The 21,623-nt window shown below is 70.3% G+C and carries 19 protein-coding genes and 1 pseudogene; 12 read left to right on the forward strand and 8 right to left on the reverse strand.

The features are described from left to right. Nucleotides 1–292: 292 nt before the first annotated feature. From ccrA to ACFU5K_RS07540, 8 genes are all read left to right on the forward strand, one after another. Nucleotides 293–1,666 (forward strand): crotonyl-CoA carboxylase/reductase, encoded by a 1,374-nt coding sequence (ccrA, locus tag ACFU5K_RS07505; protein ID WP_384057921.1) that lies wholly within the window; start codon nt 293–295, stop codon nt 1,664–1,666. Nucleotides 1,667–1,674: 8 nt separating this feature from the next. After that, complete coding sequence (locus tag ACFU5K_RS07510) at nt 1,675–3,687, forward strand: protein meaA (RefSeq protein ID WP_384057923.1); 2,013 nt, start codon at nt 1,675–1,677, stop codon at nt 3,685–3,687. After that, the gene (locus ACFU5K_RS07515; protein ID WP_384057925.1) at nt 3,684–4,694 is read left to right on the forward strand and encodes an HpcH/HpaI aldolase/citrate lyase family protein; all 1,011 of its coding nucleotides are present in this window, start codon (nt 3,684–3,686) and stop codon (nt 4,692–4,694) included. The genes ACFU5K_RS07510 and ACFU5K_RS07515 overlap by 4 nt, the downstream gene beginning before the upstream one ends. A gap of 1 nt (nt 4,695) precedes the next feature. Further along, the gene (locus ACFU5K_RS07520) at nt 4,696–5,223 is read left to right on the forward strand and encodes a MaoC family dehydratase (RefSeq protein WP_384057927.1); all 528 of its coding nucleotides are present in this window, start codon (nt 4,696–4,698) and stop codon (nt 5,221–5,223) included. 2 nt (nt 5,224–5,225) lie between these two features. Next, the gene (locus ACFU5K_RS07525; RefSeq protein WP_384057929.1) at nt 5,226–6,440 is read left to right on the forward strand and encodes an acyl-CoA dehydrogenase family protein; all 1,215 of its coding nucleotides are present in this window, start codon (nt 5,226–5,228) and stop codon (nt 6,438–6,440) included. Nucleotides 6,441–6,621: 181 nt separating this feature from the next. Continuing rightward, nucleotides 6,622–7,269, forward strand: coding sequence for a phosphatidylserine decarboxylase (locus tag ACFU5K_RS07530; protein ID WP_384057931.1), 648 nt, complete (start codon nt 6,622–6,624; stop codon nt 7,267–7,269). Beyond that, entirely contained in the window at nt 7,256–8,107 is an 852-nt protein-coding gene (gene pssA / locus ACFU5K_RS07535) for a CDP-diacylglycerol--serine O-phosphatidyltransferase (RefSeq protein WP_384057932.1), read from the forward strand. Before ACFU5K_RS07530 ends, pssA begins: the two co-directional genes overlap by 14 nt. Nucleotides 8,108–8,258: 151 nt before the next feature. Next, nucleotides 8,259–10,394, forward strand: coding sequence for a SpoIIE family protein phosphatase (locus ACFU5K_RS07540; RefSeq protein ID WP_384057933.1), 2,136 nt, complete (start codon nt 8,259–8,261; stop codon nt 10,392–10,394). Between the two features lie 202 nt (nt 10,395–10,596). Here the strand turns inward: ACFU5K_RS07540 and ACFU5K_RS07545 are convergent, their stop codons facing one another. Genes ACFU5K_RS07545 through ACFU5K_RS07565 form a run of 5 tightly spaced genes read right to left on the reverse strand, consistent with a single transcriptional unit; the run spans nt 10,597 to nt 15,427 of the window. Beyond that, nucleotides 10,597–11,850 carry an ABC transporter substrate-binding protein gene (locus ACFU5K_RS07545; RefSeq protein ID WP_384057935.1) on the reverse strand — a complete coding sequence of 418 codons (1,254 nt, stop codon included), beginning with the start codon at nt 11,848–11,850 and terminating at the stop codon, nt 10,597–10,599. Then, entirely contained in the window at nt 11,847–12,977 is a 1,131-nt protein-coding gene (locus ACFU5K_RS07550) for a branched-chain amino acid ABC transporter permease (RefSeq protein WP_384057936.1), read from the reverse strand. Before ACFU5K_RS07550 ends, ACFU5K_RS07545 begins: the two co-directional genes overlap by 4 nt. Next, nucleotides 12,970–13,860 (reverse strand): branched-chain amino acid ABC transporter permease, encoded by an 891-nt coding sequence (locus ACFU5K_RS07555; protein ID WP_384057938.1) that lies wholly within the window; start codon nt 13,858–13,860, stop codon nt 12,970–12,972. Before ACFU5K_RS07555 ends, ACFU5K_RS07550 begins: the two co-directional genes overlap by 8 nt. Further along, complete coding sequence (locus ACFU5K_RS07560) at nt 13,857–14,633, reverse strand: ABC transporter ATP-binding protein (RefSeq protein WP_384057939.1); 777 nt, start codon at nt 14,631–14,633, stop codon at nt 13,857–13,859. The genes ACFU5K_RS07555 and ACFU5K_RS07560 overlap by 4 nt, the downstream gene beginning before the upstream one ends. After that, nucleotides 14,630–15,427, reverse strand: coding sequence for an ABC transporter ATP-binding protein (locus ACFU5K_RS07565; RefSeq protein WP_384057941.1), 798 nt, complete (start codon nt 15,425–15,427; stop codon nt 14,630–14,632). The genes ACFU5K_RS07560 and ACFU5K_RS07565 overlap by 4 nt, the downstream gene beginning before the upstream one ends. A gap of 184 nt (nt 15,428–15,611) precedes the next feature. On the opposite strand from ACFU5K_RS07565, the gene ACFU5K_RS07570 reads away from it, so the two are divergent. Further along, nucleotides 15,612–16,367 (forward strand): helix-turn-helix domain-containing protein, encoded by a 756-nt coding sequence (locus tag ACFU5K_RS07570; protein WP_384057942.1) that lies wholly within the window; start codon nt 15,612–15,614, stop codon nt 16,365–16,367. 38 nt (nt 16,368–16,405) lie between these two features. Here ACFU5K_RS07570 and ACFU5K_RS07575 read toward each other — a convergent pair whose 3' ends face one another. Then, nucleotides 16,406–17,521 carry a glycerate kinase gene (locus tag ACFU5K_RS07575; protein ID WP_384057965.1) on the reverse strand — a complete coding sequence of 372 codons (1,116 nt, stop codon included), beginning with the start codon at nt 17,519–17,521 and terminating at the stop codon, nt 16,406–16,408. A 130-nt stretch (nt 17,522–17,651) separates the two neighbouring features. Here ACFU5K_RS07575 and ACFU5K_RS07580 point away from each other — a divergent pair, with 130 nt between their 5' ends. Both ACFU5K_RS07580 and ACFU5K_RS07585 read left to right on the forward strand, forming a co-directional pair. After that, nucleotides 17,652–18,146 (forward strand): NUDIX domain-containing protein, encoded by a 495-nt coding sequence (locus tag ACFU5K_RS07580; RefSeq protein WP_384057943.1) that lies wholly within the window; start codon nt 17,652–17,654, stop codon nt 18,144–18,146. A 335-nt stretch (nt 18,147–18,481) separates the two neighbouring features. After that, nucleotides 18,482–19,063 (forward strand): TMEM165/GDT1 family protein, encoded by a 582-nt coding sequence (locus tag ACFU5K_RS07585; RefSeq protein ID WP_384057945.1) that lies wholly within the window; start codon nt 18,482–18,484, stop codon nt 19,061–19,063. A 79-nt stretch (nt 19,064–19,142) separates the two neighbouring features. Here the strand turns inward: ACFU5K_RS07585 and ACFU5K_RS07590 are convergent, their stop codons facing one another. Both ACFU5K_RS07590 and ACFU5K_RS07595 read right to left on the reverse strand, forming a co-directional pair. Then, nucleotides 19,143–19,661, reverse strand: coding sequence for a methylated-DNA--[protein]-cysteine S-methyltransferase (locus tag ACFU5K_RS07590; RefSeq protein ID WP_384057947.1), 519 nt, complete (start codon nt 19,659–19,661; stop codon nt 19,143–19,145). A gap of 18 nt (nt 19,662–19,679) precedes the next feature. Continuing rightward, nucleotides 19,680–21,152, reverse strand: a complete 1,473-nt coding sequence (locus ACFU5K_RS07595) for a DNA-3-methyladenine glycosylase 2 family protein (protein WP_384057949.1) — start codon at nt 21,150–21,152, stop codon at nt 19,680–19,682. A 305-nt stretch (nt 21,153–21,457) separates the two neighbouring features. Here ACFU5K_RS07595 and ACFU5K_RS07600 point away from each other — a divergent pair. Then, nucleotides 21,458–21,618 (forward strand): annotated as a pseudogene (locus ACFU5K_RS07600) (ammonia channel protein); the annotation flags it as partial. Nucleotides 21,619–21,623: the final 5 nt, after the last annotated feature.

The following is a 21,623-nucleotide window of genomic DNA, read 5'->3' on the forward strand; positions in this document are numbered from 1 at the left end:
TGAGAGAAATTGTTGGCACTGGGTGCCTTGCCACCTGTCACGGAGTGCCATACGTTGAGGGAGTCCGGGCGGCCGGCGTGCAGAGATCTCATCTACGCCGGCTGTCCCCGCGGACCACGTGTCCGCGCGCCCGGACGCCTGCGTCACAGGCAAGCCCTTCTGCTCCACCGAGCAGGCCCAGCACCACCCGCCGAACCGACGGCACACCTCCACACCGCACAGCTCCCCTGTCCATAGGGGTCCCTCCGGCGTTCCCTCGGCGCCGGAGACCCGATCTGCCGGAGGCATCACCGTGAAGGAAATCCTGGACGCGATCCAATCGCAGGACAGCACGGCCGCGGACTTCGCGGCCCTGTCCATCCCCGAGTCGTACCGCGCGGTCACCGTGCACAAGGACGAGGCGGAGATGTTCGCCGGGGTCGCCAGCCGCGACAAGGACCCCCGGAAGTCCCTCCACGTGGAGGACGTGCCGGTGCCCGAGCTCGGCCCGGGCGAGGCGCTGGTCGCGGTCATGGCCAGCTCGGTGAACTACAACTCCGTCTGGACCTCGATCTTCGAGCCGGTCTCGACCTTCGGCTTCCTGGAGCGCTATGGCAAGCTCAGCGACCTCAGCAAGCGCCACGACCTGCCCTACCACGTCATCGGATCCGACCTGGCGGGTGTCGTCCTGCGCACCGGCCCCGGCGTCAACGCCTGGAACCCAGGCGACGAGGTCGTCGCACACTGCCTCTCGGTGGAGCTGGAGTCCTCCGACGGCCACAACGACACGATGCTCGACCCCGAGCAGCGCATCTGGGGCTTCGAGACCAACTTCGGCGGCCTCGCCGAGATCGCGCTCGTCAAGTCCAACCAGCTGATGCCGAAGCCGAAGCACCTCAGCTGGGAGGAGGCCGCGTCCCCGGGCCTGGTCAACTCCACCGCGTACCGCCAGCTCGTCTCGCGCAACGGCGCCGGCATGAAGCAGGGCGACAACGTGCTGATCTGGGGCGCCAGCGGCGGACTCGGCTCCTACGCCACGCAGTTCGCACTGGCCGGCGGGGCCAACCCGATCTGCGTCGTCTCCAGCGACAAGAAGGCGGAAATCTGCCGGAAGATGGGCGCGACCGCGATCATCGACCGCAACACCGAGGGCTTCAAGTTCTGGAAGGACGAGCACAACCAGGACCCCCGTGAGTGGAAGCGCTTCGGCAAGCGCATCCGCGAGCTGACCGGCGGCGAGGACGTGGACATCGTCTTCGAGCACCCGGGCCGCGAGACCTTCGGCGCGAGCGTCTACGTCACCCGCAAGGGCGGCACGATCGTCACCTGCGCATCGACCTCGGGCTACAACCACGAGTACGACAACCGCTACCTGTGGATGTCGCTGAAGCGGATCATCGGCTCGCACTTCGCCAACTACCGCGAGGCGTGGGAGGCCAACCGCCTGATCGCCAAGGGCAAGATCCACCCGACGCTCTCCAAGGTCTACTCCCTTCAGGACACCGGCCAGGCAGCCCACGACGTGCACCGCAACGTCCACCAGGGCAAGGTCGGCGTGCTCGCACTGGCCCCGGCCGAGGGCCTGGGCGTGCGCGACACGGAACTCCGCGAGCAGCACATCGACGCCATCAACCTGTTCCGTGACGCGTCAGCGGAGCGAGCCATTCCATCCAGCCGCAACGTCTGAGGTCCACCATGACCGAACGTCAGAAGGACCGCCCGTGGCTCATGCGGACCTACGCAGGTCACTCGACCGCCGAAGCGTCCAACGAGCTCTACCGGCGCAACCTCGCCAAGGGCCAGACGGGTCTCTCGGTCGCCTTCGATCTGCCCACGCAGACCGGCTACGACCCGGACCACTTGCTCGCCCGCGGCGAGGTGGGCCGGGTCGGCGTGCCCGTCTCGCACCTCGGTGACATGAGGCGGCTGTTCCAGGACATCCCCCTGGAGCAGATGAACACCTCGATGACGATCAACGCCACCGCCATGTGGCTGCTGGCGCTCTACCAGGTGGTCGCCGAGGAGCAGGGCGCCGATCCGGACAGGCTCCAGGGCACGACCCAGAACGACATCGTCAAGGAGTACCTGTCCAGGGGGACGCACGTCTTCCCCCCGGGGCCGTCCCTGCGGCTGACGACGGACATGATCACGTACACGGTCAACCGCATCCCGAAGTGGAACCCGATCAACATCTGCAGCTACCACCTGCAGGAGGCGGGGGCCACTCCGATCCAGGAGATCGCGTACGCCATGTCGACGGCCATCGCGGTCCTCGACGCGGTACGCGACTCCGGCCAGGTGCCCGAGGAGAGGTTCGGCGACGTCGTCGCCCGTATCTCGTTCTTCGTGAACGCGGGCGTCCGCTTCATCGAGGAGATGTGCAAGATGCGCGCCTTCGGCCGCATCTGGGACCGGGTGACGCGCGAGCGCTACGGCATCGCGAACCCCAAGCAGCGCCGCTTCCGCTACGGGGTGCAGGTCAACTCCCTTGGGCTGACCGAGGCGCAGCCGGAGAACAACGTCCAGCGCATCGTGCTGGAGATGCTGGCCGTCACCCTGTCCAAGGACGCCCGCGCCCGCGCTGTGCAGCTCCCTGCCTGGAACGAGGCCCTGGGGCTGCCGCGCCCGTGGGACCAGCAGTGGTCGCTCCGCATCCAGCAGGTGCTCGCGCACGAGAGCGATCTGCTGGAGTACGAGGACATCTTCGCCGGTTCCCACGTCATCGAGGCCAAGGTGGACGAGCTGGTCACCGAATCGCTGGCCGAGATCGACCGGATCGAGCAGATGGGCGGCGCGATGGCCGCCGTCGAGTCCGGGTACCTCAAGTCGGAGCTCGTCTCCTCGCACGCCGCCCGGCGTGCGCGGATCGAGGCCGGCGACGAGAAGATCGTCGGTGTCAACATCTACGAGACGACCGAGCCCAACCCCCTGACCGCCGATCTGGACGCCGCGATCATGACGGTGGACCCCGAGAACGAGGCCAGGGTCGTGGCCGCGCTGCACCGGTGGCGCGACAACCGCGACGAGGCACGCGCCACCGAGGCGCTGACGGCCCTGAAGAAGGCCGCGGCCGGCACCGAGAACATGATGGAGGCGACCGTCGAGTGCGCCCGGGCGGGCGTCACCACAGGCGAATGGGCCTGGGCCCTGCGCGACGTGTTCGGCGAGTTCCGGGCGCCCACGGGCGTCTCGTCCGCGCCTGTTGCGGTCACCGCGGAGCCCGGTACCCCGCTCGCCCTGGTGCGCGAGAAGGTGACCCGCACCGCCGACGACCTCGGCGTCGGCCGGCTGCGGCTGCTGGTGGGCAAGCCGGGCCTCGACGGGCACTCCAACGGCGCCGAACAGATCGCCGTACGCGCAAGGGACTCGGGCTTCGAGGTGGTCTACCAGGGCATCAGGCTGACGCCGGAACAGATCACGGACGCCGCACTGGCCGAGGACGTTCACTGCGTGGGGCTGTCCATCCTGTCCGGCTCCCACGCCGAACTCGTGCCCGACGTACTGAACCGGCTGCGCGAGGCGGGCGCCACGGACATCCCGGTGATCGCCGGCGGCATCATCCCGCAGGCCGACGCACGCGCTCTCATCGAGGCCGGCGTCGCAGCCGTCTTCACCCCGAAGGACTTCGGCATCACCGAGATCATCGGCCGTATCGTCGACGAGATCCGGAAAGCGAACAAGCTCGACCCTCTGGAGGTCCCCGCATGACCACGCCCAGCCCGTCGCCCGCCACCACCCCGGTCTCGGGCCACTCGGCCCCCGTGAACCGGCTCCGTCCGCGCCGCTCGTGCCTGGCGGTGCCCGGCTCCAACCCGCGGTTCCTGGAGAAGGCCCAGGGTCTGCCGGCCGACCAGGTGTTCCTGGACCTGGAGGACGCCTGCGCACCGCTCGCCAAGGAGGGCGCCCGGCACCACATCGTCGACGCGCTCAACAACGGCGACTGGACCGGCAAGACGCGGGTCGTCCGTGTGAACGACTGGACGACCCACTGGACGTACCGCGACGTCATCACGGTCGTCGAGGGCGCGGGCCCGAACCTCGACTGCATCATGCTGCCGAAGGTCCAGGACGCGCAGCAGGTCATCGCGCTGGACCTGCTGCTGACGCAGATCGAGAAGACGATGGGCTTCGAGGCCGGGAAGATCGGCATCGAGGCGCAGATCGAGAACGCCAAGGGCCTGGTGAACATCGACGACATCGCCGCCGCATCGCCGCGTCTGGAGACCCTGATCTTCGGCCCCGCCGACTTCATGGCCTCGATCAACATGAAGACGCTGGTGGTCGGTCAGCAGCCGCCCGGCTACCCGGCGGACGCGTACCACTACATCCTGATGCGCATCCTCATGGCGGCCCGCACGCACGACCTCCAGGCGATCGACGGTCCGTTCCTCCAGATCCGCGACGTGGACGCCTACCGCGAGGTCGCCGGCCGGGCCGCGGCGCTGGGCTTCGACGGCAAGTGGGTGCTGCACCCCGGCCAGGTGGACGCCGCGAACGAGGTGTTCTCGCCCGCGCAGGAGGACTACGACCACGCCGAGCTCATCCTGGACGCCTACGACTGGTGCACGTCCGAGGAGGGCGGCAGGAAGGGTTCCGCGATGCTCGGCGACGAGATGATCGACGAGGCCAGCCGCAAGATGGCGCTGGTCATCGCGGGCAAGGGCCGCGCGGCCGGCATGCAGCGCACATCCAAGTTCGAAGCCCCGGAGGCCTGATATGCAGTTCGGCCGCACCTTCGAGGAGTTCGAAGTCGGTGCTCTCTACAAGCACTGGCCCGGGAAAACGGTCACGGAATACGACGACCACCTCTTCTGCCTGCTGACCATGAATCACCATCCCCTGCACATGGACAGCAATTACGCCGAGAAGACGACCGATTTCGGCAAGAACGTCGTCGTGGGCAACTACATCTATTCGCTGCTGCTCGGTATGTCGGTGCCGGACGTCTCCGGCAAGGCGATCGCCAATCTCGAGGTGGAGTCGCTGAAGCACATCGCACCGACCTTCCACGGCGACACGATCTACGGCGAGACGACCGTGCTCGACAAGACTCCGTCGAGGTCCAGGAGCGACCGCGGCATCGTCCATGTCGAGACGAAGGGGTACAAGCAGGACGGCACGCTGGTCTGCGTGTTCCGCCGCAAGGTGATGGTCCCCACCGAGACGTACATCAAGGAGCGGGGCGGCGAGCAGCCCGGCCGCCCGGAGCCGATCCAGCCGCCGCAGAAGAACGTGGAGAAGTAGCCATGAGCCGACTCGCGCAGACCGCCGGCCTGACGGATGTCCAGCAGGAAATCCTCTCCACGGTCCGTGATTTCGTCGACAAGGAGATCATTCCTGTCGCGACCCAGCTGGAGCACCGCGACGAGTACCCGACGGAAATCGTCGAAGGGCTCAAGGAACTCGGTCTGTTCGGGCTGATGATTCCCGAGGAGTACGGCGGTCTGGGCGAGTCGCTCCTCACCTACGCGCTGTGCGTCGAGGAGATCGCCCGCGGCTGGATGAGCGTGTCGGGCATCATCAACACGCACTTCATCGTGGCGTACATGCTCAAGCAGCACGGCACGCGGGAGCAGAAGGACACGTTCCTCCCGCGCATGGCGCTGGGTGAGGTGCGGGGCGCGTTCTCGATGTCCGAGCCGGCGCTGGGTTCCGACGTCTCGGCGATCTCGTCGAAGGGCGTCCGCGACGGCGACGAGTACGTCCTCGACGGCCAGAAGATGTGGCTGACGAACGGCGGAACGTCCACGCTGGTCGCCGTCCTCTGCAGGAGTGACGAAGGACACTCCCCCGAGGAGGCAGCCGCTGCGCCGCACCGGTCGATGACGACCTTCCTGGTGGAGAAGGAGGCGGGCTTCGGCGAGGTCCGCCCCGGACTCACGATCCCGGGGAAGATCGACAAGATGGGTTACAAGGGCGTCGACACGACCGAGCTCATCATGGACGGACTGCGCATTCCGGCCAATCGCGTACTCGGCGGCACCACCGGCCGAGGTTTTTACCAAATGATGGACGGTGTCGAGGTAGGACGGGTGAATGTCGCCGCACGTGGCTGCGGTGTCGCACAACGTGCGTTCGAATTGGGCGTTTCGTACGCCCAACAGCGCCAGACCTTCGGAAAACCGATCGCCCAGCACCAGGCGATCCAGTTCAAACTGGCCGAAATGGCCACCAAGGTCGAAGCGGCCCATGCAATGATGGTCAACGCAGCACGCAAAAAGGACTCCGGGGAGCGGAACGACCTGGAGGCAGGAATGGCGAAGTATCTCGCCGCCGAGTACTGCAAGGAGGTCGTCGAGGACGCCTTCCGTATCCACGGCGGCTACGGCTTCTCCAAGGAGTACGAGATCGAGCGCCTCTACCGCGAGGCCCCGATGCTGCTGATCGGTGAAGGTACCGCTGAGATCCAGAAAATGATCATCGGTCGCCGGCTGCTCGAGGAGTACCGGCTCCAGGGCTGAATGTCCCTTTCGAGGCGATTTGGTGGCGAAGAACATCACACCCGGTCAACCTCGTCCGGAGCCTTTCAGCTGTCCGACTCGGCTGCTGGCTTGCCCAGTTGCCGCTCGCACCCGATAGCATCGCCGGAAAGCCGCCGTCCCCCCGTTGCCAGCGCGGCATCATCCGCTACGAAGGTCATCCATGCCCGACAGTCAGAACTCTGCATCCCGCGGCGGGGTCCGCCTCGCCCGCGGAGCATCGCCGTGGCTTCTCCCGACCGTCGCAACCGCGGCGCTCAGCCTCGTCCGGGCCCGCCGGTCCGGGCGCTGGGCCGCCGTGGCCGTGCCCACCACCGCGCTCGCGGCGGGCATGCTGTGGTTCTTCCGCGACCCCGAGCGCGAGATCACCCAGGGCCGCGTCATCTCGCCGGCCGACGGCGTGGTGCAGAGCATCATGCCGTGGAAGGACGGGCGCACCCGCGTCGCGATCTTCATGAGCCCGCTGAATGTTCACGTCAACCGGGCCCCTCTGGCCGGCACCGTGACCTCGGTCGAACACATCCCCGGCGGGTTCGTTCCGGCGTTCAACAAGGAGAGCGAGAACAACGAACGCGTTGTCTGGCACTTCGACACCGAGCTCGGCGACATCGAGATGGTGCAGATCGCGGGAGCGGTCGCCCGTCGCATCGTTCCCTACGTCCCGCAGGGTACGAAGGTGGAGCAGGGCGAACGCATCGGTCTGATCCGCTTCGGCTCGCGCGTCGACATCTACCTTCCGGAAGGTGTCGAGGTCGCGGTCGAGGTCGGCCAGGCCACGACCGCGGGGGTGACTCGAATTGACCGTAGTTGATCCTGAGACGCAGGCCGGCTGGGTGCCGGAGGCCGAGGAGGACGATGCCGAGGACATGCCGCTCTCGATGCGGCTGTCGATAGCGGACACCCTCACACTCGGTAACGCCACGTGCGGCTTCATGGCGGTGTACTTCACCACCACGGGGATCCTCATTCCGCACCTCACCGGCAGTGACGAGTCGGGCATGGCCCGGCACTCCGCCGCCACCGCCGTGATCCTCATGCTCATGGCGGCGGTGTTCGACCTCTTCGACGGGCTCGTGGCGCGCAAGCTGCGGTCCTCGCCGATGGGTGCGGAGCTGGACAACCTCTCCGACCTGATCAGCTTCGGCCTCGCACCGGCGTACTTCGTGCTGGTGTACGGCATGGTCGCCGACGACGCACACCAGCGGGTGTCGGCGCTCGCGGCGATCGTGGTGCTGCTGGCCGTGGTGCTCAGGCTCGCCAGATTCTCCTGTGTGACCTTGAAGGACGGCATGTTCCAGGGCATGCCGAGCCCATTCGGAGCGCTCACTGTCGTCTCGATCGTGCTCCTGGAGCTGCCTTTCGTGCCGACGCTGCTCGCGATCGTCGGAGTGGCGTGGCTGATGGTCAGCCGGGTCGAGTACCCGAAGCCGCGGGGTGTGCTCGCGGTGGCCATGCTGAGCTGGATCGTGTCCGCGATGGGGCTCCTCGCCGCCTGGGCGTTCGACGCGCCGGGTGGCCAGCTGCTCCTGCAGACCGGCTGTGCGCTCCAGGTCGTCCTGGGGGCGGTGATCCCGCTCTTCGCCACCGCGCGGCGGGTGAACACCTTCCGTGACAACAGGCGTGAGGCACGGGCGGCGCAGCTCCCGTAACCTCCTGTGACCCCTGAGAGGGCCCGGATGCTCCCCGGCATCCGGGCCCTTTCGCATGCCCGGGCCGCCTACCGGGCGCGTCGGCTCACAGTCCCCGCACGCCCTACGGGCAGCGGGTGCGGGGCCGCTTCTGCCGGGGGAGGCTGGTCAGGTGCAGGACCACGCGACCCCGGTCGCCGCCAACGGTTCGGTTACGGAGCTGCTGGACAGCGCCGTGGCCAGTCTCGTACGCGACACCGACGCCTCCGTGGCCATGCTGTACCTGCTGCCGAGGAACGGCACGACCCTGCACCTGACGGTGCTGGCCGGGGTACCTGCTCAGCTCGCCGCTCTGTGGACCAGGGTCCCGCTGACCGCGTCCACGCCGGTGGCCGACGCCGTGCGCCTGCGCTGTCTGATCTGGCTGGGCAGCCAGGAGGAGCTCGCGCGGCGCTACCCGCGTACCGCTCTCGTACTGCCCTACCGCTTCGCGCTGGGCGCGGCCCCCGTCCGGACCGGCGCCGTCGACCGGGGCGGGGTGGTCCTGCTGTGGCCGGGATCCCACTCGCAGGAGCTGTCGTCCGAGGAGCGCCAGGCCGTCCTCACTGGATGCAACTCCATCGGCAGGATCCTGCAGCGGGCCGAGAGAAGCGGCACCCCGGTCCTTCCCGGCGCCCTGCCGCGGGTGCTGCCCCCGCCGGAACCGGTCCCGCCCGGACCGGCCGAGGCGCTGGCGGCCGCGGAGTTCGTCCAGCGACTGCCCGGAGGGAGCTGCGCGCTGACCATGGACGGTTCGATCACCTTCCTCGACGACGCCGCCTCGGCCCTGCTGGGGGCCCGGGCCGAGGACGTGCTGGGGACCCTGCCCTGGGTGTCAATCCGCTGGCTGGACGATCCGGTCGTCGAGGACCACTACCGGGCTGCCGTCATCGGACGTCAGCCGACGTCCTTCACCGTGCTGCGGCCCCCGGACCAGTGGCTGACCTTCCAGCTCTTCCCGGGCAACACCGGCATCAGCGTCCGGATCATCCCCACCACGGAGCCTGAGCCCAAGGACGATCCGGAACCTCCGCCGCCCCCGGTCTCGGCCGCCCCCAGCCGGGCCGGCGCGCTGTACCACCTGATGCATCTGGCGGCGACCCTCACCGAGGCGGTCTCCACCAAGGACGTGATCGAGCTGGCCGGCGACCAGCTGATGCCCGCCTTCCGTATCCAGACCCTGGTCGTGATGACGTCGGCGGAGGGCCGGCTGCGAGTGGAGGGCAGCAGGGGCAGCCGGCCCGCGCTCATGGACCGCTTCGACGGTGCACCGCTCACCTCGGGGACACCGGCGGCGCACGTGCTGATGACGGGCAGCCCCGACTTCTACGCGAACTTCGACGAGCTTCGGCGCGCCTACCCCTCCGCGGATCTGCGCCACGCCGTCGCCGCCTGCGCCTTCCTTCCGCTGATCGTCTCCGGGCGGCCCATCGGCTCGCTGGTCCTCGCGTACGACCGGCCCCACCCCTTCGAGGACGAGGAACGTGCCTTGCTGACCTCGATCGCCGGGCTGCTGGCCCAGGCTCTCGACCGGGCGCGCCTCTACGACGCCAAGGACCGGCTGGCGTGCAGCCTGCAGGCCCACCTCCTGCCGCAGACCCTCCCCGACGTCCCCGGCCTGGACGTCGCGGCCCGCTACCTCCCGTCCACCCGCGGCATGGGGATCGGCGGGGACTTCTACGACCTGATCCGGCTCGACGAGGACACCGTCGCCGCGGCCATCGGCGACGTACAGGGGCACAACGAGAACGCCGCCGCGTTGATGGGGCAGGTCCGCACCGCCGTGCACGCCTCGGCGGGTGCGCCGCCCCACGAGGTACTGGCACGCACCAACCGGCTGCTCACGGACCTCGACCCCGGACTGTTCACCAGCTGCCTCTACGTCCATCTCGATCTGGCCGGGCGGCGCGCGGTGCTGGCCACCGCCGGTCATCCGCCACCGCTGCTGCGGCAGCCTGACGGCCGGACCGAAGCCCTGCACCTGCCGCCCGGCCTGCTGCTCGGCATCGACCCCGCGGCCCGCTATCCCACGGCGGAGGTGCCTCTGCCGCCGGGCGCGGCCCTCGCCCTGTTCACCGACGGGCTCGTGGAGGCCCCGGGTGTGGACCTCGACGACGCCACCGCTGACCTGGCCGAGCACTTCGCCCTCGCCCTGGACCAGGACATGGACTCCGTCGCCGACACGCTCGTGCATTACGCACGGGGGGCCACGCCGGGCACCGACGACATCGCCCTGCTGCTCATCAGTGCCCTGCGGCCCGAGGGCTGACGACGCCTCCCGTCGCATGCCCGGAACGACCGTCAATGCACATGACAACCTCCACTTCTCGAAGACGGATGCCCGCATCCTCCGCTCGGCATTCCCGCATACGAGTCGCTTATTTACACCGGTCCCGTACCTGCGCCTCACGTTCACCGCGAACACGGACGGGCCCGGCCGAGGAGGCCGGGCCCGTCGCTGTGCGGGGAGGTCAGGACGTGGGCGCGAAGGACCCGGCGGCCGCGGACACCACCGCCGGGCGGACCACCTTGAGGCCGCCGGGAGTCTTGGCGTCGGGCTTCATGACGACGGTCTCCCGGGTGGACGGCGCCGACGGGTCGGTGAAGTCGTGCGAGATGCCGAAGTCGGCGCCGAAGCCCTTGATGGTGAGCAGGGCCTTGTCGACACCCTCACGGGTCAGGTCCTTGGACTCGCAGGCCTTCTTCAGCGCCTCTCCGAAGACGGACGCGGCGTTGTAGCCGGCGATGACGCCGTTGTCGAGGCCGTCCTTCGGGTACGACGCCGCGTATGCCTTGGCGAGCTTGGCCGGTCCCGCGCCCGCGTCACCGATGGGCAGGGTGGAGGAGCCGATGTAGTAGTCCTTCTGCAGCGCGGCACCCGCCTGGGTCGCCAGGAGCTGCGGGGCGTACGCCGAGTTGTTGCCCACGACCGGTACGTCGAACCCGGTGGCCGCGGCGACCCCGACCAGCGAGGCGGCCTGGCGCGGTCCGGCGCTGATCACGATCGCCTTCACGCCGGCCTGCTTGAGCGCGGAGACCTGGGCGGTCATGTCGTTGTCCGTCGGTTTGATCTTCTGCTCGACGACGGTGAGGCCCGCCTCCTTCGCCGCGTGCCTGGAGCCGGCCAGGGCGTTCTCGCCGTAGTCGCCCTCGAAGTACACGTGGCCGATCTTGTCGCCCTTGGCGATGCGCTTCTCGGACAGCAGGAAGTCGATCAGGTTGATCGTCTCGACGTCGTACGTGGCGCCGATGACGCGGATGTACTTCGACCCGACCAGATTCGCCGACCATGCCTGCGGGAGCACGATGCCCTTGTCCTGGCCGTCGATCCGCGACTCGACGGCGGCGACGAACGGGGAGCCGATGAACTGGGTGAAGCCCAGCACGTTGGGTTCCAGCTCGGTGTAGGCGCCGATCGCCTTCTGCGGGTCGTACCCGTGGTCGCGCACGGTCAGCTCGATCTGCCGTTCACAGATGCCGCCGGCCTTGTTGGTCTCCTTCACCCAGAGCTGCTGGGCCTGGGTGACGCTCTTGCCCAGCGAGGCGTACACCCCGGTCATGTCGGTGAGGGCGCCGAGGGTGATCTTGGAGTCGGTGACCCCTTCCCCGGTCTTCACACCGCCCTTGTCCGCGGCTTCGTCGTCCGACGACTTCGCCTTCTCGCTGCATCCCGCGAGAGTGAGGGTGAGAGCCGCGACGACGGCTCCGACAACACGTAGCTTCATTTCTTCTTCTCCCCTGGATTCTTCAGACGCGCAATGCCGCCGGGCAGGAACAGGACGACCGCGACGACCGCGGCGCCGTACAGGTAGCGGGACGCCTCACCCGGTGCGATTCCGCCCGTACCTGGGGCGGACACCAGGGGCAGGGAGTCGCTGTAGTGGGTGAGCACTTGAGGGAGCAGCGACACGAACGCGGCGCCGATGACGGCTCCCGCGACGCTGCCGAGCCCGCCGATGACGATCATGGCGAGGTACTCGAGGGACAGGATCATGCCGAAGTACTCCGGCACGGTCCGCTGGAAGACCAGCGCGAGCAGGACGCCGGCGAGGCCCGCGTACATGGAGGACAGGACGAAGACACCGGCCCGGTAGCGCGCCACGGGGACGCCCATCACGCCGGCGGCGATCCGGTGGTCCCTGATGGCGTTGAGCGCCCGGCCGGGGCGCCCGCGGAGGACCCCGCGGGCGAAGAGCCCGCCGGCGAGCAGTGCGGCCAGGCCGAGGTACCAGAGCTTCTCCGAGGACTGGAAGGGCACCGCAGCGACGACCACCTCGGCGTCGTCGAAGGTGAACCCGAACAGGGACAGCGGTGGCACGGGGCGCCCGTTGAACCCGCCGGTGAGCAAGTCCGCGTTGAAGAGCACGTGTTGGCCGATGAAGATCAACGCGAGCGTGGCGATACCGAGGTAAGCCCCGCTCAGGCGCCCCGCGATGGGGCTGAAGAGTCCGCCGACGGCCCCCGCCAGGAGTACGGCGAGGATCGCCGCGAGCCAGGTGGGAAGCCCCAGGCCGGTGAGGACGTGCCCGTTCTCCGAGCTGCTCTCCCCCGCGAGGATGCAGTAGCCGTAGGCGCCCACCGCGAGGAAGAAGGCGTGCCCCATGGAGAGCTGACCGGTGGAGCCGGTGAGCAGGTTGAGGCCGATCGCCCCGATCGCGGCGGCCATGGCGAACAGTCCCGCCTGGAGCCAGAACCGGTCCAGGTAGAACGGCACCAGGAGGAGCACGACCGAGCCTGCGAGCCAGAGGTAGGGGGCGGGCCGGCGCAGCCGCCCCGCGATCGGGGCGCCCGCGGCAGGTGCCGCTGCACCTGCCGGGGCGGGCGCGGTGGCGTCCTTGGTGGCTTCAGACACGCGACAGCTCCTTCGTACCGAAGAGTCCCGCCGGCCGGACGAGCAGCACGACCACCATCACGAGGTACGGCGCGAGATCGCCGATGCCGCGGCCCAGGAAGGAGAGGTCGCTCTGGTAACCGGTGGCGAGTGATTCGGTGACTCCGACGACGAGCCCGCCGACCAGTGCCCCCGTCGTCGAGTCGAGGCCTCCGAGGATCGCGGCGGGGAACGCCTTGAGCGCGGCGAGCGAGGTGGCCCGTTCGAGACCGGGTGTCGGGAACACCGTGAGGAACAGCGCGGCGACGGCGGCGAGCGCCCCGGCCACCGCCCAGGCGAAGAGGGAGACCCGTCCGAGCCGGATGCCCATCAACGCCGCCGTCTGCGGGTTCTCGGCAGCGGCCCGCATCGAGACACCCCACGTCGTGAAGCGGAAGGCGAGCAGGAACACCGTGATGAGCAGCCCCGCGACGAGGAAGGCCGCGATCCGGGTCTCGGCCAGGGTGACACCGCCGATGGTGACGACGTCGTCACCCCAGGGGTCGCCCAGCGCCATGACGTCGGTCCCCATGCGCCGGGTGAGTTCCGTGGTGAGCAGGATGTCGACGCCGATCGTGACGATCGCCAGGACGCTCTGGTCGCTCCCCCGGTAGCGGCGCATCACGAAGAACTCGACGGCCGAACCGACGACCGCGGCGCCGGCGATCCCGACGCCGAGCGCGGGCCAGAATCCGATGTCGTCGTGGAGCACGGCGGTGACGTAGCCGCCCGCCAGCAGCAGGGAGGCGTGGGCGAAGTTGACGACCTCCGTCGCCTTGAAGATGACGACGAAGCCCAGGGCGATCAGCGCGTACACCGAGCCGATCGAGAGGCCGCCGAGGAGGAGTTCGATGAAGGTGGTCATTCCTGTGCCCCCAGGTAGGCCCGCACGACGGCCGGGTCGTTCTGCACCTCGGCGGGCGTGCCCCCCGCGATCCTGCGCCCGAAGTCGAGTACGGTCACCGCGTCCGCGAGCCGCATCACCACCCCCATGTCGTGTTCGACCATGACGATCGAGATGCCGAGGCTGTCGCGTACACCCGCGACGACGGCCGCGGTACGGCGCCGCTCGTCCGCGGTCATGCCGGCGATAGGCTCGTCCAGGAGCAGCACCTCGGGCTCCATACACAGGGCGCGGCCGAGCTCGACGAGCTTCTGCTTGCCGTAAGGGAGGACCCCGGCGGGGCGGTCGAGTTCCTTGTCCAGGCCGATGAACCCGGCGATCTCCCGCACCCGTTCGAGGTGCCGGTGCGCCTCGCGAGTCGCGGAGGGCAGTCGCAGGCCCGTCGCCAGGAATCCGGCCCTGGTCAGCCGGTGCCGGCCGAGCATGAGGCTGTCGGCGACGGTGGCGTGCGGCGGCAGGGCGATGTTCTGGAAGGTCCGGGCGACGCCGAGTCCGGCGATCGTGTGCGGCGCGAGGCCGGTGAGCTCGGTGGAGCCGAGGTGCACGCTGCCCGAGGTGGCGCGGTAGACGCCCGACAGCACGTTGAAGGTGGTGGACTTGCCCGCGCCGTTGGGTCCGATGACGGCGTGCACACTGCCCGGTTCGACGGTGAAGGACACCGCGTCGAGGGCGGTGAGCCCGGCGAAGCGCACGGTCACGTCGCGCACGGTGAGCGGGGCCGGCGCGCTCGTCACGCGGACCACCTGCTCAGGACGCGGGAGGTGTCCACCGCCTGTGCGGCGTCCTCGGCTGCCGTTTCGTCGACGACGCCGAGGTAGCGGCGGCGCACCTCGTCGGAGGCGGCGAGTTCCCCGGCCGGGCCGCTCAGCGCGACCTCGCCCACGTCCAGGACGTACGCGGTCGAGGCGAGCCGCAGCGCGATGGCCGCGTTCTGCTCGACGAGCATGACGGAGGTGCCGCCCGCGTTGATCTCCTGGACCGTCTCGGCGATCCTCGCCGCCATCAGCGGGGCGAGGCCGAGGGACGGCTCGTCGAGCAGCAGCAGGCGGGGCCCGGCCATCAGGGCGCGACCCATCGCCAGCATCTGCTGCTCACCGCCGGACAGCAGTCCGGCCCGCTGGTGCGCGCGCTCGGCAAGCACGGGGAACAGTTCGTGCACGCGCTTCAGTGCCGCGGCCGTCGTCCGGCGCCCGCCGCTCGCTCCGAGCGCGCCCGCCCGCAGGTTGTCGGCCACCGTCATCCGGGCGAACACCTGCCGGCCCTCCGGCACCTGGACCACTCCCGCCGCCACCACCTGGGCGGGCCGGAGCCCTTCCAGGGGGCGGTCGTCGAAGCGGATCGTGCCCGTGCCCGTCCCGCGGTGGAAGCCGAGGGTCCGCGACACGGCCCGCAGCAGCGTGGTCTTCCCGGCGCCGTTGCCACCGAGTACAGCGGTGATCGCACCGGCCGGCACGTCGACGGAGACGTCGCGCAGTGCCCGTACCGGGCCGTAGCCCACGGACAGTTCGCGGATCTCGAGCGTTGCCATGCGTCCTCCTCCTTCCGACTGGTCGTCGTGGTGCCACAGACCAGCAGCAGGGGCGCCACGCGTCCACGGTCCGGGGCGCACTCGCTGCGGCTGACCAGTGTGCGAACGGCCCCGTTGTGCACGCGCACAGAGGGAGGTGGAGGGGATGCCGCGCCCCGCGCGGCCGGTGGCATCCTCACCAGCCATGGGCGGCTGGGCTGCGGGACGGAGCGACGACATGGGGCGGCGCGGTGAGGAGCGGGTCTGGGCGCTGCTCGACGCCCTGCTGGAGAGCCGGTCGGAGCCGGGCCTCGCGGCGCGGGCGGCGACCGCTCTCGGCCTGCCGGAGCTGGGCCGTTACGCCGTGGCGGCACTGCCGGCGGGCGGAGGCGCGGCCCCGGGCGTGCGGACGGACACGGACGGCCTGCGGGTCCTGTGGCGGAGGCGGGAGGACCGTGAGATCGCCGTCGTCGCCCTCGGCGAACGGGAGGTGTCGTGGCTCGTCGCGCTGCTGGGGCGTTGGTGCCCCGGGCCCGGGGGGATCGGACCCGTGGCGGACGGCCTGGCCGGACTGGGGACCGCGCGCCGGCTGGCCGATGTCGCTCTTTCGACGTGCCCGCCGGGCACGACGGGGATCGTACGGCTCGAGGAGCGGCTGCCGGCGGCGCTGGTGGTGAGCCAGCCGGAGCTGTCGGACCGACTGCTCGCCGGTGTCTTCGGCCCGCTGCTGGCGCTGGACCCGGCGGACCGGGCGCTGCTTGTGCGGACCCTGGAGGCGTGGCTGGAGTGCGGGGGTTCCGCGGGCCGGGCGGCCGGGCTGCTGTACTGCCATCGCAACACCGTGCTCAACCGCCTGCGCAGGCTGGAGCGCCTGACCTCCCGGTCGCTGACCCGTCCGCGCGAACTGATCGAGATGACGCTCGCGCTCGACGCGTTCCGGCTGACGGTGCCGCAGCCGTGAGGGGAACCCCGGGGAGCGGATCCCCTCACGGCCTCGTGTCAGACGAGGAAGTCGCGGGCGATCGCCTCGGCCGCGCGTTCCAGCAGGGGTCCGGCCTGCGCCATGCAGACCGCCGGGTCGGGCTCCAGGTCGGTCAGGGGGTAGGCCCGCCGGATACCGGCTCCGTCGAGCGCTTCCTGCGCCAGGACGAGGCGTCCGCACACGGCGACCACCTCCACACCGGCCTCGCGCGCCGCCGCCGCGACGCCCGCCGGTGCCTTGCCGTGCAGGGTCTGCTCGTCGAGGGAGCCCTCCCCGGTGACGACGAGCGTGGCATTCGCCAGCGCCGGGGCGAAGCCGAGGACGTCGAGCATGACCTCGATGCCGGGCTGGAAGCGGGCGCCCAGCGCGACGAGCGCGCCGTAGCCGATGCCTCCCGCGGCGCCGGCGCCGGGCAGCCCGGCGTGCTCGGGTCCCAGTACGGACGCGTAGTGGGCCAGTGCCGCGTCGAGGACGGCGATGTCGTCCTCTGTGGCGCCCTTCTGCCGCCCGTAGATCTCGGGGGCGCCCTTCGGGCCGGTCAGCGGGTTGTCCACGTCGCTGGCCAGGATCAGGTCGATGCCGGCGAGCCGGGGGTCGAGCCCCGACAGGTCGGCCTCGGCGAGCTCCGCGAGTCCGCCGCCACCCGGGCCGACGGGCTTGCCGTCCCCGTCCAGGAAGCGCGCTCCGAGTGCGGCGAGCATGCCCGCGCCGCCGTCGGTCGTGGCGCTGCCGCCGACCCCGAACACGATCGTCCGGGCGCCCGCGTCGAGCGCGGCGGCCAGGAGTTCGCCCGAGCCGTACGTCGTCGCCGTGAGCGGGGCGAACTCCCCGTCGGGGAGGTGCTGGAGGCCCGAGGCCTCGGCCATCTCCACCACGGCGGTGGTGTCGCGCACCGCGTACGCCGCGGTGACCTGGGTCCCCAGCGGCCCGGTGACCCGCGCCTCGCGGCGCTCGAAACCGGCGGCCACGGCCGCCGCTACCGTCCCGTCGCCGCCGTCCGCGACGGGCAGGGTCTCCACCCGCACGCCGGGGACGACGCGCCGCAGTCCGGCCGTCACCCGCTCCGCGACCTGTACAGCTGTGAGCGAGCCCTTGAACTTGTCCGCCGCCACGAGCACGTGGGCGGTCTCCATCGCTGCTCCGTCCGTCACCTTGTATCCCTTTGCATTCGAACAGGCAGTCGCGCCGCTCCGAGCCTATCCGCACCACCCCTGATCTGCCCATGCCCGTCCAGAAGCACCTGCCGGCCCCTACGCTGCCTCTGTGACCACCTCTGACTACGCCACGTACATCGCAGGCCTCCCCCGCGTACTGGCCGCGGCCGCGGCCCTGTTCAGGGACGAGGAGGGACGGCTCCTGCTCGTCGAGCCGAACTACCGCGAAGGCTGGGCACTGCCTGGGGGCACGGTCGAGTCGGACGAGGGCGAGAGCCCCCGGCAGGCCGCCAGGCGGGAGACCGCGGAGGAGATCGGTCTCGACATCGCGCCAGGACGGCTGCTCGCGGTCGACTGGGCACGCGGCGCGGGCCGTCCCCCGATCGTCGCCTATCTGTACGACGGCGGCGTACTGGCCCGGGAGCGGTTCGACGCGATCGAGATCCAGGAGGACGAACTGCTCTCCTGGCGCCTCGTGGAGCGCGACGCGCTTCCCGACTTCCTGCCGGACCGGCTCCTGCACCGTGTCCTCGCCGCGCTGGAGGTACTCGACGGTGGCCCCGGGGCGGCCGAACTGGAGGACGGCGTACCGGTCCCGGGCTGAAGGCGGCCGGTGGACGTGTCGCACGGTCCATCGACTGAGCGGCTGGGCAGGATGGTTAGGGCTGTACCGGCACGCTGCGCCGCAGCTCCGGTGGGGTAGTGTTGACGGCTGCGAAGGGGAGTAGCCCCGCAAACCGGTCGTCGACACACTGGAACCTTCGGGTTCCCGGTGGCCGGGCTCGTAGATGCCTACGGGTGGGCGAGACCTTCGGTCAGGTATGACACGCCCGCGCCCCGCGGGCGCTGCGGTCATGCCGGGCCGAGTGGTCCTCCGAAAAGCCCGAACGGCACTTCGCGGAAGACCCGGGGCCCGGCTCTTACAGAAAGCCACCCGGAATGCATCTCGACCTCCTGGCGATCGTCACCGCCTTCGGGCTCATCTTCCTCGCGGAGCTTCCCGACAAGACGATGTTCGCGTCGCTGGCCATGGGCACGCGCATGCGTCCGCTCTACGTCTGGATCGGCACCTCGTCCGCCTTCATCGTGCACGTCGCCATCGCGGTCGGCGCGGGCGGGCTGATCGGCATGCTCCCCGACTGGATCGTCAGGCTCGTCTCGGCCGTGCTCTTCGCCTTCGGCGCCTTCATGCTGCTTCGCGGCAGCGGTGATGACGACGACGACGAGGAGATCAAGACGGTCACAGGCTTCTGGCCCGTCTACTCGACGGCGTTCATGGCGGTGTTCATCAGTGAGTGGGGCGACCTGACCCAGATCACGACGGCCAACCTGGCCGCGAGCAACGGGGCCTGGTCCACGGCCATCGGATCGGCCGCCGCCCTGATGTCCGTGTCGGCGCTGGCGCTGCTGGCCGGACGCTTCATCGCCAAGCGGGTCCCGCTGAAGACGGTGCAGCGCATCGGCGGTGTGTGCATGCTCGGACTGGCGATCTGGTCGGTCGTCGAGATCTTCACCGCCTGAGCGGGCCGAGCGGGACGACCGGCCCGGGCGGCGGCGCCGGTGGCCTTGCGTGCCTCGGCGCGCCCGGCCACCGGCGGGCTCAGAACAGCACCGGCGCCTCGACCTCCGTCCCCTTCTCGAAGGCCAGCAGCCGCTGCTTGCGCTCCAGCCCGCCGCCGTACCCCGTGAGGCTCCCCGAGGCGCCGATGACCCGGTGGCAGGGGACGATGATCCCGACCGGGTTCTTCCCGTTGGCCAGGCCCACCGCCCGTGAGGCCCCGGGCTTGCCCAGGAGCTCGGCCAGTTCGCCGTACGAGCGCGTCTCGCCGTACGGGATCCGTGCGAGCTCGGCCCACACGCTGCGCTGGAACGGCGTCCCCTCCAGTCGCAGAGGCAGGTCGAACTCCGTCAGTTCGCCCGCGAAGTAGGCCTCGAGCTGGCCTGCCGTCTCCCCGAACGGCCCGGGGTCCGGCGTTCCGAAGGTCTCCTCCGGCGGCCGGTGCCGCTGCCCGGTCATGTAGAGGCCGCAGAGCGTCCCGTCGGCGGCGACCAGGGTCAGTGGTCCGTAGGGGCTGTCGACGACCGTGTGCTGTCTGGCCGTCGTGGATGTGGCGGTCATGGGTTCGTCCTCACGCCCTCAGACGGGCAGATGGTTGATCGGATGGTCGTCGACGGTCCACAGGTACTGCACGGCGTACGCGCGCCAGGGACGCCACCCCGCGGCGCGGGCGGTGAGGGCGGCCGACGTCGAGGGAAGCCCGAGGCGGGCGGCGGACCTGCGGATCCCCAGGTCGGTGGGGAGGAAGGCGTCCGGGTCCCCGAGGGCACGCATGGCGATCACCTCGACCGTCCAGGGCCCGAACCCGGGGAGTGCGGTCAGCTCCGCCCGCGTCCGGTCCCAGTCGGTTCCCTCCCCCAGGTGCAGCGACCCGTCGGCAAGGGCCCCCACGAGAGTGGTGAGCGTGGTGCGGCGGCTGCGCGGCAGAGCGAGCGCCTCGGGATCGAGCCCGGCGAGCGCCTCAGGGGTCGGGAAGAGATGGGTCAGCCCGCCGTCGGGGTCGTCGACCGGCATCCCGTGGGCGCGGACCAGCCTGGCCGCGTGGGTCCGGGCGGCGGCCGTGGAGACCTGCTGGCCGAGTACCGCACGGACGGCGAACTCCGCCGCGTCGACCGTGCGCGGCACCCGGCGGCCGGGCGCCGCGTCCACCAGCGGTGCGAGCAGCGGATCGGAGCGCAGTTGGTCGTCCACGGCCACGGGATCGGCGTCCAGGTCGAGGAGGCGGCGGCAGCGGCTGATGGCCTGGGTGAGATCGCGGGGGTCGGTGAGCGAGAGCCTGCAGTCGATGTGCCCGGAGCGCGGGGTGAGTGCCACGATGCCGTGCCCGTGCGGGAGGGTGAGCGTGCGGCGGTAGGCACCGTCGCGCCATTCCTCGACGCCGGGTACGGCGGTCGCGGCCAGGTGCCCGAACAGGTTGCTGGGGTTGAGCGGGGCACGGTACGGCAGCCGGAGGGCGATGACGCCCGGTGTCGCGGGCTCCCTCGCCCCGCGTCCGGACCGGGCGCGCAGTTCGCCCGGGGCCAGCGCGAAGACCTCGCGCACGGTGTCGTTGAACGTACGGATGGACGAGAACCCGGCGGCGAAGGCGACCTGCGCCATCGGGAGCGCGGTCGTCTCGATGAGCACCCTGGCTGTCTGGGCACGCTGGGACCTGGCCAGGGCCAGGGGGCCGGCGCCGAGTTCGGCGAGCAGTTGGCGCTCGACCTGGCGGGAGGAGTAGCCGAGCCGTGAGGCGAGCCCGGTGACGCCCTCCCTGTCGACGACGCCGTCCTGGATGAGCCGCATCGCGCGGGCCACGGTGTCGGCTCGCGCGTTCCACTCCGGGGAGCCGGGGCTGGTGTCGGGCCGGCAGCGCTTGCAGGCCCGGAACCCGGCCTGCTGGCAGGCGGCGGCGCTCGGGTAGAAGGTCATGTTCCGGGCCTTGGGCGGCACGACCGGGCAGCTGGGCCGGCAGTAGATACGGGTGGTAAGAACCGCGGTGAAGAACCAGCCGTCGAACCGGGAGTCCTTCGACCGCACGGCTCGCACGCAGCGCTCGGTGTCGGTGTGCATGCTTCAAGGATCAGGCACCTGGGACGCCACGGCTGGCGGAATTCCGACATCAGCCTCGCGCGGGAATCCGGCATCGGCGCGCGTGGGACTCCGAAGCCGGCCTGCCCGGCTTTCCGGGACGCGGCGAGGAGCGCCTGCACGCCGCAGGTGACACGGGGCCGTACACCGTGAGGTCTTGGTCGCCCATTGCCGCAACGAAACACATCGGAAACGTGGCGGCGTCCTCGGTGAAGGCGCGCCGCGAACCTCTCCCGGCCGGACCCCACGCCGCCCCCCGGGGAGGGAACCCTCTTGACTGCCGTGCCCTGTCCTCGGCGGGCCTCGACACAGGCGACACCGCCTGGCTCCTCGCCGCCACCGCTCTCGTCCTGCTGATGTGTTCCACGGCGGCAAGGTCCGCACGAAGAGCGTTCTCAACATGCTGATGATGAGTCGTGCGGCCCTGGAAAAACCGGCGAGGCCGTGGTCATG

It is taken from the genome of Streptomyces sp. NPDC057428, assembly GCF_042803195.1.
Lineage (GTDB): Bacteria > Actinomycetota > Actinomycetes > Streptomycetales > Streptomycetaceae > Streptomyces.

What these genes read in the sequence shown, in the direction of transcription:
- ACFU5K_RS07545 (WP_384057935.1), bottom strand. Translation starts at nt 11,850, where the DNA reads ATGAAGCTACGTGTTGTCGGAGCCGTCGTCGCGGCTCTCACCCTCACT.
- ACFU5K_RS07590 (WP_384057947.1), bottom strand. Translation starts at nt 19,661, where the DNA reads ATGACCGCCACATCCACGACGGCCAGACAGCACACGGTCGTCGACAGC.
- ACFU5K_RS07575 (WP_384057965.1), bottom strand. Translation starts at nt 17,521, where the DNA reads ATGGAGACCGCCCACGTGCTCGTGGCGGCGGACAAGTTCAAGGGCTCG.
- ACFU5K_RS07530 (WP_384057931.1), top strand. Translation starts at nt 6,622, where the DNA reads ATGCCCGACAGTCAGAACTCTGCATCCCGCGGCGGGGTCCGCCTCGCC.
- ACFU5K_RS07555 (WP_384057938.1), bottom strand. Translation starts at nt 13,860, where the DNA reads ATGACCACCTTCATCGAACTCCTCCTCGGCGGCCTCTCGATCGGCTCG.
- ACFU5K_RS07595 (WP_384057949.1), bottom strand. Translation starts at nt 21,152, where the DNA reads ATGCACACCGACACCGAGCGCTGCGTGCGAGCCGTGCGGTCGAAGGAC.
- ACFU5K_RS07510 (WP_384057923.1), top strand. Translation starts at nt 1,675, where the DNA reads ATGACCGAACGTCAGAAGGACCGCCCGTGGCTCATGCGGACCTACGCA.
- ACFU5K_RS07570 (WP_384057942.1), top strand. Translation starts at nt 15,612, where the DNA reads ATGGGCGGCTGGGCTGCGGGACGGAGCGACGACATGGGGCGGCGCGGT.
- ACFU5K_RS07520 (WP_384057927.1), top strand. Translation starts at nt 4,696, where the DNA reads ATGCAGTTCGGCCGCACCTTCGAGGAGTTCGAAGTCGGTGCTCTCTAC.
- ACFU5K_RS07515 (WP_384057925.1), top strand. Translation starts at nt 3,684, where the DNA reads ATGACCACGCCCAGCCCGTCGCCCGCCACCACCCCGGTCTCGGGCCAC.
- ACFU5K_RS07525 (WP_384057929.1), top strand. Translation starts at nt 5,226, where the DNA reads ATGAGCCGACTCGCGCAGACCGCCGGCCTGACGGATGTCCAGCAGGAA.
- ACFU5K_RS07585 (WP_384057945.1), top strand. Translation starts at nt 18,482, where the DNA reads ATGCATCTCGACCTCCTGGCGATCGTCACCGCCTTCGGGCTCATCTTC.
- ACFU5K_RS07565 (WP_384057941.1), bottom strand. Translation starts at nt 15,427, where the DNA reads ATGGCAACGCTCGAGATCCGCGAACTGTCCGTGGGCTACGGCCCGGTA.